The organism is Burkholderia sp. BCC0419 (assembly GCF_902830285.1).
Lineage (GTDB): Bacteria > Pseudomonadota > Gammaproteobacteria > Burkholderiales > Burkholderiaceae > Burkholderia.
In genome coordinates, this window is sequence record NZ_CADESR010000001.1 from 1605767 (window position 1) to 1618211 (window position 12445).

11 protein-coding genes and 1 pseudogene are annotated in these 12445 nt (G+C 63.3%); 6 read left to right on the plus strand and 6 right to left on the minus strand.

The genetic code is table 11. The features are described from left to right. Positions 1-82: 82 nt before the first annotated feature. On the plus strand, positions 83-1675 hold the full coding sequence (locus HWW87_RS07185) for an ABC-F family ATPase (RefSeq protein WP_175819740.1): 1593 nt from the start codon (positions 83-85) through the stop codon (positions 1673-1675). Positions 1676-2129: 454 nt separating this feature from the next. Here the strand turns inward: HWW87_RS07185 and HWW87_RS07190 are convergent. From HWW87_RS07190 to HWW87_RS07210, 5 genes and pseudogenes are all read right to left on the minus strand, one after another. After that, positions 2130-2267: pseudogene (locus HWW87_RS07190) on the minus strand (IS3 family transposase); the annotation flags it as partial. 53 nt (positions 2268-2320) lie between these two features. After that, positions 2321-3355 (minus strand): AraC family transcriptional regulator, encoded by a 1035-nt coding sequence (locus HWW87_RS07195; RefSeq protein WP_175819741.1) that lies wholly within the window; start codon positions 3353-3355, stop codon positions 2321-2323. Positions 3356-3451: 96 nt separating this feature from the next. Beyond that, positions 3452-4273, minus strand: a complete 822-nt coding sequence (locus HWW87_RS07200) for an SDR family oxidoreductase (protein ID WP_175819742.1) — start codon at positions 4271-4273, stop codon at positions 3452-3454. 459 nt (positions 4274-4732) lie between these two features. After that, a complete protein-coding gene (locus HWW87_RS07205) occupies positions 4733-5389 on the minus strand; it encodes a methyltransferase domain-containing protein (RefSeq protein WP_175819743.1) in 657 nt (218 codons plus the stop codon). A 275-nt stretch (positions 5390-5664) separates the two neighbouring features. After that, positions 5665-6483 (minus strand): oxidoreductase, encoded by an 819-nt coding sequence (locus tag HWW87_RS07210; protein WP_175819744.1) that lies wholly within the window; start codon positions 6481-6483, stop codon positions 5665-5667. A 402-nt stretch (positions 6484-6885) separates the two neighbouring features. On the opposite strand from HWW87_RS07210, the gene HWW87_RS07215 reads away from it, so the two are divergent. From HWW87_RS07215 to HWW87_RS07235, 5 genes are read left to right on the plus strand one after another with little or no spacing between them, the layout of a single operon-like run. Further along, positions 6886-7635: an FkbM family methyltransferase gene (locus HWW87_RS07215; protein WP_175819745.1), complete on the plus strand. Its 750-nt coding sequence runs from the start codon at positions 6886-6888 to the stop codon at positions 7633-7635. Continuing rightward, entirely contained in the window at positions 7636-8634 is a 999-nt protein-coding gene (locus HWW87_RS07220; RefSeq protein WP_175819746.1) for a phosphotransferase, read from the plus strand. A gap of 1 nt (position 8635) precedes the next feature. After that, positions 8636-9514, plus strand: a complete 879-nt coding sequence (locus tag HWW87_RS07225; protein ID WP_175819747.1) for a 4Fe-4S cluster-binding domain-containing protein — start codon at positions 8636-8638, stop codon at positions 9512-9514. Then, on the plus strand, positions 9511-10578 hold the full coding sequence (locus tag HWW87_RS07230; protein ID WP_175819748.1) for an asparagine synthase-related protein: 1068 nt from the start codon (positions 9511-9513) through the stop codon (positions 10576-10578). Before HWW87_RS07225 ends, HWW87_RS07230 begins: the two co-directional genes overlap by 4 nt. A gap of 7 nt (positions 10579-10585) precedes the next feature. Next, on the plus strand, positions 10586-11794 hold the full coding sequence (locus HWW87_RS07235; RefSeq protein ID WP_175819749.1) for a glycosyltransferase: 1209 nt from the start codon (positions 10586-10588) through the stop codon (positions 11792-11794). Here the strand turns inward: HWW87_RS07235 and HWW87_RS07240 are convergent. Beyond that, entirely contained in the window at positions 11751-12440 is a 690-nt protein-coding gene (locus HWW87_RS07240) for a CmcI family methyltransferase (RefSeq protein WP_175819750.1), read from the minus strand. The two genes, HWW87_RS07235 and HWW87_RS07240, sit on opposite strands and share 44 nt — an antisense overlap. Between the last annotated feature and the right edge of the window lie 5 nt (positions 12441-12445).

Genomic DNA, 12445 nt, shown 5'->3' on the forward strand with positions numbered 1-12445 from the left:
GGGGCCGGTGCGGTCGGCAGTTTCTCCGACACCTGCTAAAATACACGGTTTTCCGTCGATTTCTCTCTTAACGGGACCTGCCGTGCTTTCAACTGCCAACATCACGATGCAATTCGGGCCGAAGCCCTTGTTCGAGAATATCTCGGTCAAATTCGGCGAGGGCAACCGCTACGGTCTGATCGGCGCAAACGGCTGTGGCAAGTCGACCTTCATGAAGATCCTCGGCGGCGACCTCGAGCCGAGCGCCGGCAACGTCGCGCTGGAGCCGAACGTCCGCCTCGGCAAGCTGCGCCAGGACCAGTTCGCGTACGAAGACGTGCGCGTGCTCGACGTCGTGATGATGGGCCACACCGAGATGTGGGCCGCGATGGCCGAGCGTGACGCGATCTATGCGAACCCGGAAGCCACCGACGACGACTACATGCACGCGGCCGAGCTCGAAGGCAAGTTCGCCGAATACGGCGGCTACGACGCCGAGGCGCGCGCGGGCGCGCTGCTGCTCGGCATCGGCATCGAGGAGAAGTTCCACACCGGCACGATGGCTGACGTCGCGCCGGGCTGGAAGCTGCGCGTGCTGCTCGCGCAGGCGCTGTTCTCGAAGCCGGACGTGCTGCTGCTCGACGAACCGACCAACAACCTCGACATCAACTCGATTCGTTGGCTCGAGCAAACGCTCAACGAGTACAACTCGACGATGATCATCATCTCGCACGATCGTCACTTCCTGAACTCGGTGTGCACGCACATGGCCGACATGGACTTCGGCACGCTGAAGGTCTGGCCGGGCAACTACGACGACTACATGCTCGCATCGGCACAGGCGCGTGAGCGTCAGGCCGCGGCGAATACGCGTGCGAAGGAACGCGTGGCCGAGCTGCAGGACTTCGTGCGCCGCTTCTCGGCGAACAAGTCGAAGGCCCGCCAGGCAACCAGCCGCGCGAAGCAGATCGACAAGATCAAGATCGAGGAATTCAAGCCGTCGTCGCGCCAGAACCCGTTCATCCGCTTCGAGTTCGAGAAGAAGCTGCACAACGTCGCGGTGGTCGCCGAGGAGATCACGAAGAAGTACGAGCGCACGATCTTCCAGAACTTCAACCTGTCGGTGCAGCCGGGCGAGCGCATCGCGATCATCGGCGAGAACGGCGCGGGCAAGACGACGCTGCTGCGCTCGCTGCTCGGCGCGCTGCCGCTCGATCACGGCACCGTGAAGTGGTCCGAGAACGCGAATGTCGGCTACATGCCGCAGGACACGTACGAAGAGTTCCCGAACGACATCACGCTGATGGACTGGATCGACCAGTACCGCAAGGACGGCGACGACGAAACGATGGTGCGCGGCACGCTGGGCCGCCTGCTGTTCTCGTCGGACGACATCAGGAAGTCGGTGAAGGTGCTGTCGGGCGGCGAGAAGGGTCGCATGATCTGGGGCAAGCTGATGCTCGGCCGCCACAACGTGCTGCTGATGGACGAGCCGACCAACCACATGGACATGGAATCGATCGAGTCGCTGCAGATCGCGCTCGAGCAGTTCGAAGGCACGCTGATTTTCGTGTCGCACGACCGTGAGTTCGTGAGCGGGCTGGCGAACCGGATCATCGAAGTGAAGACGGATGGGACGTTGTTCGACTTCGGCGGGAATTATGAGGAGTTCCTGACGAGTCAGGGGCAGGAGTAATTGCTCTAGCCTGTACCCAATCTGATGTACCCGGTTGTACCCAAGAGGCCCGCCAAGTCGTACTCGGCGGGCTTTTTGTTGTATCCAGGCCAGCCCCCAGACCGCACCGACTGGCCCACGATCACCGCGCCATCCAGCTATTCCGTCCTCCAGGTACAGGTCGTTGACCTTGGCCAGTGGAGTTGGCGTATCGAACATTCACGGTACATACCGGCCGCGCTCGGCTAGGGCGGTCTTCGCTGCTTCGAGGCAGCACGTTGTGCGCGAACAGTGACTGTTGCGCGTCGAGAATCCTGCTATTCAGGTCGGAAACCTTCGCGGCCATATCGTTGTAATTCAATCGCGGAAGTCGAGCAATAGGGCAAGCGACGTGCAGGGGTACGTCGAGCCGTTGATCGAACGGCTGTCCCCAGACTTGATGCGCAGCCTGTCAAACAGGCACTGCGATAGGTCGTTTCCACTCCGTGATCTGGTTCGGATGCACATCGAACTGCTGCGCCAGTTTGGCCAGCGTGCGCTCGCCCTTGGCAGCCGCCAGGGCCACTTTCGCTTTAAGCGCCGCTGAGCGCATGCGTCGGGTTCGTTTCGTCATTTCCTCGGTTCCTTTGCCTGCATTATCGCTGGCTCAGGCCGTGGCCGCACCATTCACCCGCTGTCCGGATTTGCACCGCCACCTCGGAGAGCGTCGTTCCTGGCTTGATTTCGAACCGCTTCAGGAGTGGTCCCCGCCCACGTTCGAAAAGCGCGGTAAAAGGAGTTTGGTTCATCGAAGCCAAGCAGGAACGAAATCTCTGCGGCCGACAGCGTAGTTTTTGCCAAATAGTGCCGAGCTAGATCCGCGCGTGTGTGGCTTAGTATCTCCTGATAGCTTGTGCCTTCCGACTCGACTCGTCGCTGGAGCGTTCGCTTACTTAGAGCAAGCTTCCGGGCGATGTCTTCGATCGTAACGAGCCCGCTGGGAAGCCCTTCAAGCAGGGCTGCCCGGACGCGCATCGCGGTCGTCGCCGATGCGTTTAGATCGACGAGGCGCTTGCGTAATTCCGGCTCGAACGCTGCCCACAGTGGTTCGTTTGATGTGACGAATGGACGTGTTGCATCGGCGGCCGAAAACTTGACTTGGTGACGGGTGCCCCGCTTCACGCGTGCTCCGAGAAAATCCTCATATGGTGCCAAGGGGGACGGCAGAACCGTCGTGGTGACTTCGAGCGGCCGCACTGATTCTCGAGTTCCCATGCGGGCGAGCGTCACGCAGAAGAGGAGTTCCAAAACAACCAATGACGCCGGTGGCGACAGCGAACTATCGAGCCATGTCACTTCTACCGTCATAAGGCTGTGTGTCTGCAACACATCCACACGTATCGGCGCGATGAGCCGCTTGAAACGCGCGATGCGCTGCGCAGCGACGAGCAGATTCGGGCTGCAAAGCGCCGCGAACAGTAGCGGAGAGAAGGACTCGCTCCGAACGGCCTGACATACCCGAAGGGGAAACAATGATTCTCCCGACTCGACTTCGATACTGTTCCAAAGCCGATAATAGTCATCAGTTGCGAGACGGACTGATGGCTGTTCGAGAAGGTCATCGGGCAGCCCTGCACGACGCAGCACGTTGGCAGGCACGATCCCGAGGTCCTTCAGAAGCGTGCGCCAAGTGGTATCGAGTGAATATGCCAGCTCTGTCATGGTCTATTCGTTCTATCAAGTCGTGCCGCGTGGCAATCATATTGCGCCATATTCGACTCAGATTGCCACACGGCCGTTTCATTCCTTACGACACGCTCAAGCGCCAAGTCCCAGCAGTGCCTTAATGCTATTGAAGAAGGTGGCGTCATCGGTCTCGCGACGGCTCTTCAACATCTGGATGCCGCCTGCTCCCGCCTCGTAGCGAAGCTGGTCCGTTCCGTCCGTTGCTGCGGCGAATATGACCTCGGCTACTTCTTCAGGCTGCGAGCCTTGCGCCATCATTGGACCCATTGCACTGAGCAGCGACTGCACGAGAGGCTGATATTCGGTGAGGTTCGGATCATTGTTAAAGTCAAAGGAACGCCCACCGAAGTCGGTCTTGATACCGCCAGGCTCAATAATCTTGACGCGGACCCCGAACGCGCCAACCTCGTAGTGCAGCGCTTCGGAAATCCCCTCCACGGCGAACTTTGTACCGTGGTACAGCGTCCCAAGCGGAAGGGCCAATCGTCCACCTACCGATGAGATGTTGACGATGGTGCCACTACGGTTCGAGCGGAAGTGGGGCAATACGGCCTGCGTCGTTGCCAGCAGGCCGAGCACGTTTACCTCAAACTGACGGCGAATTTTCTCGGCAGCCGTTGCCTCGAGGGGGCCGTATGCACCGTAGCCCGCGTTGTTCACCAGCACATCGATGCGACCGAATCTTGCGATCCCGGCATCAACTGCCGAGCGGATGGAAGCGACGTCCTCCACATCGAGGCGTGTGACCAGAGTGCGTTCAAGCTGTGTTAGCTCCGACTCTTTATCGGGTGTACGCATCGTTGCGATTACGTTCCAGCCCTGCGTATGGAAGTGCTTGGCTGCGGCTCGACCCAGTCCCGTTGAAGTACCGGTAATGAGAACAGTTTTGGTCATTTGAGACTCCTTGTGGCAAGGCTTCGACGTTAAGGCTCGGCGCGGGCGTTGTCAGTAGCGACTCGCGCCGTTCTTCAATCGGATCGCGCCATACGTCAGGGCTGAGCCTGCAACGCCAATGCAGGGCACGATGGCTCGTAACGTGCCGTGAGGTACGTCGGAGTAGCAAGGTCAAAAGGTTTTTGTAGTGCGGCGCGAGCCAGCGCCCCAGGAAACGGGGGGCGCCAATGGCACGATCGCTAGGAATGACAGGGCACAGACGGAGGCGGAGACCTGTAGCAGCAGGCTGAAATTGTCCGTCCTGCCCACGGGGTGGCCTGCGCCGGTTCGCGATCGCGCAGCGCTGTCGGCAGGTTACGGGTGATGATCACGCGATGCCCCCGCCACTCGGCCAGCCCCTGTTCGGCCAGGAAGTCGGCGCGCTGTTACATCATCTATGCAAGCCGTCGGCCGGACCGTTCAGTTCAACAACTTACGGCGCGTTATCCGATAGACGCCGGCCGGTGGAAGATTGAAATAGGTGGTGCTGACCCGCAAGGCTTTCAATCCGAGCCTGTCCAGCAGCCGGCGCGATACAGGGCAGCGCGCTCCGTATGTAAACTGGTAGAAGGCACCGTCGAATCGCAAATGATGAAACGCGCCGCGCAAAACGTTCGCCACCTTGCGAGGGGACATGGACAGTAGCGGCAAGCCGCTCACAACCGCGCCAGCCTTGCGCTCACTGAAGACGTCGAGTGACCTCAGAGACGCGGCGTCCTTATGAAGAAGCTTCGCCTTGGGAAACTGCTGGCGCAGTCCGGCCAGGAACTCGTCGCCACTTTCGATCAGGACGAGATCGTCCTCCGCTACGCCCCGGGCAAGCATTGCGCGTGTGAAGACGCCGGTTCCCGGTCCGAGCTCCAGCACAGGTCCGCTAGACGGAGAAATCTCCTGCGTGATGGCGAGCGCAAGATGGTTGCTCGACGGGATGATGGACGCCACCCGCAGAGGATTGGCAAGCCAGGCAAGGAAGAAATCGAAGCTGTCGGGGCGGCGGCAACCGCAACCGCAACCGCCTTTGCCACCCTCCGCTTTTCCAGGGTCGATGTTTGTTTCGCTCATGACGTCTTGTGTCATCGGAGAATTTCCCCCGAGAATGTGCGGCTCCCAAGCCGATCGCTGTTATTCATTATCTGGAGAGCTCGACGCCATCCGGCGTGCCGCTTCTTTCCCACGCCCGAGCCGAATCCCGGGCCTTCCACTGGACCGGCCCGGTATCCCTTTCCGCCGTTATCGCGATATCCTGACGGGAATTCGATGGGTAGTAGTCGACAGGACTGGCTTTTACATCCGACTCCTACGCAAAGGAATTGCTCATCCGCCAGCATATCCACGGTCGTGAACAAGACGGGTTAGGCAATCGATACAATGATCCGATCAAACAGGCGATCCGGCAGAAGCCAGCGCAGGAATAGAACAGGCCTCGCCATGTAGCCCGCGGCGTATCGGGTCCGGGGCTTGGCTACGGTTACCGCCTTGGCGATGGTTTGCGCGATGACCGAAGGGTCCGAGAGCTGCTTGCCGGCGTAGAGCTTGGCCATGCCATCGGCTGCCGTGGCCACCGCCGCAGCATACGCGCCCGACCCGGACGTCTTCCGGAGATGATCGACAGCGATAGCGCCCCATGGCGTTCGAATGCCACCCGGTTCAACGATAACGACATCGACATTGAAGGGCGCCGTCTCAATTCGCAGGGCATCCGACCAGCCCTCGAGCGCGTGCTTGGTGGCGTGATACCAAGCACCGAAGAGCGTATAGATTTTTCCACCGACCGATGTGACGTTGACGATCTTGCCGAAGCGGTTCTCTCGCATTTTCGGCAGGACCAGCTGGGTCAGGCGAGCAAGCCCGAAGATATTCACCTCGAACTGCCGCCGGGCCTCCTCGATGGTCACGTCCTCGACAGCGCCATAGGAGCCATAGCCCGCGTTGTTCACCAGAATGTCGATCCGGCCTTCTCGCTCTAGAATAGTTTCGATGCAGGTTCGGACCGATGTCTCATCCGTGACATCAAGCGGCAAGACATGAATGCCGGCAGCTTCCAGAGGCTTCATCTGTTCAACCCGACGCGCTGCGGCGTAGACGGTAAGTCCATTTTTTTTGAGAAGGCGGGCCGTGGCATCGCCGATCCCCGAGGAGGCACCGGTGACCAATGCGATTCTCGTATTCATTTTCAACTCCGTAATGGCGAGGCTTCGACGTTAGGGCTCGGCGGGAGCGTTGTCAGTAGCGAGTCGCGCCATTCTTCAATCGAAGTGCGCCAAGCATCGGGTGTGGGGCTTGCAGCGACAAAAGAAGGAGACTTCGACGAGAACGAAACGACAAGACACGACCGCGAGTTCGTGAGCGGGCTGGCGAACCGGATCATCGAAGTGAAGACGGACGGGACGTTGTTCGACTTCGGCGGGAATACAGGCCTGTATCGACAGCAATGTCGATGCGGGCTTTTCATATCCGCCGCGGCAAAACCCGGCCACGCCGCGCATGCCTGTTTCCTCTGCTTAATCGACTTCAGGTAAATTACCCACCCAGCGCCACCCATCATTCCCCATTTCGCTCCGGAGCCACCTTCGATGCAGGACCATCCTCTCCCGCTCGACCTGTCCGGCCTTGCGCCCAGCCTGTATGCGCAGGGCACCGAGGAGGGCATCCTGTCGCGCCTGATGGAGCGGATCGCGCCGACCAACCGCTTCTGCGTCGATATCGGCGCGAGCGACGGCCTGCGCAACAGCAATACCGCGCGGCTGCTGCGCGAACAGGATTGGGCCGGCGTACTGGTGGAAGGCAGCGCGTATCGGTTCGGCAAGCTTGCCGCGCACTACGCGGGCGTGGCGCGCGTCCGCCTGCATCACGATCGCGTCCAGCCCGACACGGTCGACCAACTGCTCGCCGATGCGAACGTACCGACCGACTTCGACCTGCTGTCGATCGACATCGACGGCAACGATTACTGGGTGTGGCGCGGCCTGCAGGCGTTTCAGCCGCGCATCGTCGTGATCGAATACAACCCGTACTACACGCCGCCCGAGCGCTGGGTCATGTGCTTCAATCCGGACCACGAATGGGACGGCTCGACCTATTACGGCGCAAGCCTCGAATCGCTCGCGCATCTCGGCAGGCAGAAGGGCTATGAACTCGTCTGCTGCGACGACATGGGCAACAACGCGTTCTTCGTGCGGCGCGACCTGTACCCGCTGCTCGGCATCGCGAACAACGATCCGTCGGTGTTGTTCCGGCCGGCGATGTACAAGCTGCGCTACGTCGGACACAACACGTTCCTGACCGGTCATCCGTATCGGCATGGGCCGGCCGAGCACATCTGAATGGATGCGCTCGCCGTCACCTTCGACGAGATTCGCGATGCCTACGGGCTCGATCGCGGCGGGCCGCCGACGCAGGTCAGTGAGCGGGTGTGGCATCTGCCGACTGACAGCGGCGCGGGCGTGGCGGTCAAGCTCTATGCACTCGAGCACCATGCGCGCGCGGTCAAGGAAACCGCCATCCTCGCGCATCTGGAAAAGCATGGCGATACCCGCTTCCATGTGCAGACGCTCAAGCGCACGACGTCCGGCGCATCGCTGTGGTCGGGGCAGCATTCGCACGCGATGCTGACGCGCTGGGAAGCCGGGCAATTCAAGACCTACGATACGTTCTCGCCAGCCGAATGGGATGCGCTCGGCGCGAGTCTGGCCGCGTTGCACCTGAGCTTCGAACCACTGCATCTGCCGTCGCTCGATACGATCCGCGCGCGGCTGACCTCGATCGATGCGGATGCGGTACGCCGCAGCTTGCTGGATGCACTCGATCGAGCCGATGCGAACGCCACCGACGCCGCGAACCTGCGTCGCTACGTCGAGCTCGCGCTGCGCATGCTCGACCGCTACTATCCGGGCAGCATCGATGCGTTTCCGGCCGAGGATCCGCAGCACCCGATCCACAACGACTACAACCAGTTCAACTATCTGTTCACGGGCACGCTGCCGCCGCTGATCATCGACTGGGAAGCGTCGATCGGCGCGCCTCGCGAATACGAGCTGGTGCGATGCCTGAATCATTTGCCGCTGGAAGCGCCGCACCTCGCGGAAGCGTTCGTGCGTGCCTACGGGCGCGTGCGGCCGGTGAACCCGGCGCACATCGCATGGGCGGTCGATGCCGCATGCTTGCAGCACGCGCTCAAGCTGTGGATCGTGCAAGGCTGGCTCGACGATCCGTCGCGCTTCGCGTCGCACCTGAACGGCGCGGTGACGATGGCGTCCGCGATGGTGGACGCGCGTGGCCATCTGGTCGATTTCTTTTCCCGTTGCGTGGAAGCAGGAAACTGATGTGAGTGCGAACCCGAACAAGATCACGAATCCGCCGCGGCCCGGCGAGCGGCAGCACGTGTTTCCGCCGCCGCTGGATCGCGATTACCGCGTCGAGGACGGGCGGGTCCAGACGCGCTCGCTGGAAGCGCATATCGCCGATCACTGCAACCTGACCTGCGCGGAATGCTGCTCGTTGTCGCCGCTGCTGCCGGAGTGGTACGCGAGCCCCGAATCGATCGAAGCCGATCTGCGCACGGCCGCGAAGGTGTTGCGCCCGCGCATGTTCAAGCTGGTCGGCGGCGAACCGTTGCTGCATCCGGCACTCGTCGAACTGGTCGAACGCGTGCGCGGCACCGGCATCGCGCCCGTGATCTCGGTCACGACGAACGGCCTGAAGCTCGGCGAGATGCCCGACGCGTTCTGGCAAGCGGTGGATGCGCTGACGATCTCGCGCTATCCGAAGCCGGCGCTTTCCGCCGACCTCGTTGCGCATGTCGAGCATCAGGCCGCGCGCTTCGACGTGCGGCTGAACTGGAAGGTGCAGGACGTGTTCACGACGATGAACCGCGCCCAGCCCGGCACGGATCGCGACGAAGCCCGACGCCTTTATCACGATTGCTGGATCCGCGAGCGCTGCCATATGATTCGCGACGGCATGTTCTACACGTGCACGCGTCCCGCGCATTTCCATACGCTGTACAAGGGCGAGAAGGATTTCCAGGCCGACGGCCTGCCGCTGCGCGACGACGCGGGCATGCTCGACGCGATGCTCGCCTATCTGCAACGCGAGACGCCACTCGAAGCGTGCCTGCATTGCCAGGGCGGCAGCGCGCCGGTGGCGCCGCATCGCATCCTCAAACGCATTGAAGTGGACACCTTGAAGGCTCGTTATCCATGATCGTCGGCACGCGCGACCTGTTCGGTTTCGATCGTCTGCACTACCATCCGCGCAGCGGCGTGTCGGCGTCGGGCATCCGCGCCGTGTTGCGGGCGTCGGGGCAACCGACCGGTGCGCCGGACACGGCCGCCATCGCGGGTTACCTGAGCGGCGAGCGCCCGAGTGGCCGCACCGTGCTGCGCGACGTGCTCGCGGTGCCGCCCGGTCATGCACTGATCCGGTCGCCGCACGGGCTGACGGTGGAGCCGACACACGAGCAGCCGCAGCCTGCCGACCTCGACACCGTGCTGCGCGCGTCGCTGCAACGCGCGCTCGACAGCGGCAAGCGCGTCGCGCTGGCGCTGAGCGGCGGGCTCGATTCGGCGCTGCTGCTCGCGTTGCTGCGCGAGCTCGGCGCATTGCGGCACGTGACGGCCTACATCCTCGCGACCGACATGCCCGATTACTGCGAACTCGACGCGGCGCTCGAACTCGCCACGCAGATGCAGGCGAACGTGAAGATCGTGCGCGCGAACGAGGCCGATTTCGTCGCGGCGCTGCCGAGAACGACTCACGCGGTCGAGGAGCCGATGTTCAACCTGCATCCGGTCGCGAAGCTGCTGCTGGCCGACGCGATGGCGGCGGACGGCGTCGAGGTGGCGATTACCGGCGACGGCGCGGATCAGGTATTGCGCCGCGACCGCTCGGCCAACTATCTGCCGCTGTGCCACGCGTTGTTCGACGCCGCGTCGGTCGACCTGCATCCGCCGTTCGTCGATGCCGCCGTCGTCGCGCATCTGACGAGCATCGCGCCCGACCCGGACAAGCAGTGCCTGCGCGATCTCGGTGCGCGCCTGAACCTGCCGGACCGTCTCGTGCACGGCCCCAAGCGCGGGCGGCTCGCGCCGGCGATGGATCTCGCGACGCTGCTCGATCGCGACCGCACGCATGCACTGGCCGACACGCTCGGCCTGGCCGCGCCCGCTTTGCAGGCGGATACCGAACGCGTGCTGTGGACGACGCTGACACTGATCCTCGATCATCTCGATCGCCTTCATCCCGATGCCGCGCATCGCCCAACCTGAGCCGCTCATGAAACGCATCCTGTTCTGCGTGGTGCCCGAGAAGGGCCACGTCAATCCCTGCATCGGCTCGGCCCAACATCTGCGCGCGGCCGGCTGCGACGTCGCGTTCTATGCGCCGGCCGACATCAGCGAACAGCTCGACGGCGCCGGCGACTTCGCGTTCGTCGGGCCGCGCGAGACGCCCGAGCGCCGCGACCTGTCGCGCGGCGCGAGCTTCGCCGCGAACATTCGCGACGCCGACTGGCTGCGGCACTGGATCCGCACGCTGCTGATCGACCTCGCGCCCGCGCAGGTGGACGGCCTCCGCGCGGTGCTGCGCGACTGGCAGCCTGACGTGGTCGTGATCGACCCGCTGCTCTATGCCGCGGCGATTGCCGCCGAGCTGGAAGGGCTGCCATGGGTCTCGATGTCCAATTCGCTGAATCCGGTGCTGCCGGACGATCTCGATTCGGAGCTGCTGCGCACGGTGCGATGGCTCGAACCGGAGCGCACGCGGCTGTTCGCGCGCTACGGCCTCGACGCCCGCTTTCGTGGTTGCGACGTGCTGTCGCCGCACCTGACGCTCGCGTTCACGACCGACGCGCTGGTCGGCGCGCCGCCGCCCGGTGTCGAACTGGTCGGCCCCGCGATGCCGTCGGGCCCGCGCGGCGACGAGACGGCGTTTCCGTGGGAACGCGTCGACGCGGATCGCCCGCTCGTCTACATGTCGCTCGGCAGTCAGCTTTACTACCATCCGGACCTGTTCGCGAAGGTGATCGACGCGACACGCGCGACCTCGGCGCAACTGGTGCTGTCGGTCGGCGAACTGATCGATTCGGATCTGCTGCCGGCCGGCGACGAACGCGTGATCGCGGTGCGTTACGCGCCGCAACTGGCGCTGCTGCGGCGCACGCGCGCGTTCGTCAGCCACGGCGGCGCGAATTCGGTGATGGAGTCGCTCGCGTGCGGCGTGCCGATGCTGCTGTCGCCGTTCTGCAACGACCAGTTCCATTCGGCGCACTTCGTCGAGCGGGCCGGCGCGGGTTGCGTGCTCGATTTGCAGCAGGCAGGCGTCGCGGAAATCACCGATGCGCTCGAGCGCCTGTTGCGTGCCGGATCGTTGCGCGAGCAGGCGGCGCGGATTCGCGACAGCTATGCCGCGCGCGACGGCTCCGCGCAGGCCGCCCGCCTGATCAGCGCACTCGCTTCAGGAAGCCGCCTGGCGACAGCGTCATGAGCACGCGGTCCTCGATGTCGCAATCGACTTCGAACCGGTCGTCGCGGGCAAGGAATTCGCGTGTGGCCGTGGCCGGGTTGTTGCCTCGGCCGTACGGTTTGCCGTCGAACATCGACTCGGGCAGGTATTCCATGATGGTGTCCATCACGATCGCGTGGCTGCCGGGCGTCACGAACGGCGCATAGCATTCGAGTTCGCGCAGCACGTGCGCGTGCGTATGCGTGAGATCGAGGATCGTCATCACGCGCGCGCCGTCGCCGATCTGCGCGCGCACCGACGCGAGCGTGTCGGCCGCGCACGATTCGCCTTCGATCAGCACCATGCGATGGGCGAGCCGGTGCGCTTGCAGGCGCTGCCGGACTTCGTCGCGCAGGCGCGGTTCGATCGCGACGACGCGGCCCGGGTTGCCCGCCAGCTCCAGCATCGACGCGGTGAACACCACGCCGCCGCCCGCGGCGATACCGGTCTGCACGATGCAGTCGGGGCGCTCGCGCCAGATCAGTTCCTGCAGCGCGAGCATGTCGCCGGGCAGATGGAAGAAGCGCTCGCCGAGCCAGCGGGTCTGGAACAGATGGCCGAATTCGGCGGCGCGCGTCAGCCATTCGATGTTGATGTCCCGCATGCGGGCCGAAGGACGCTCTGACATGGTCA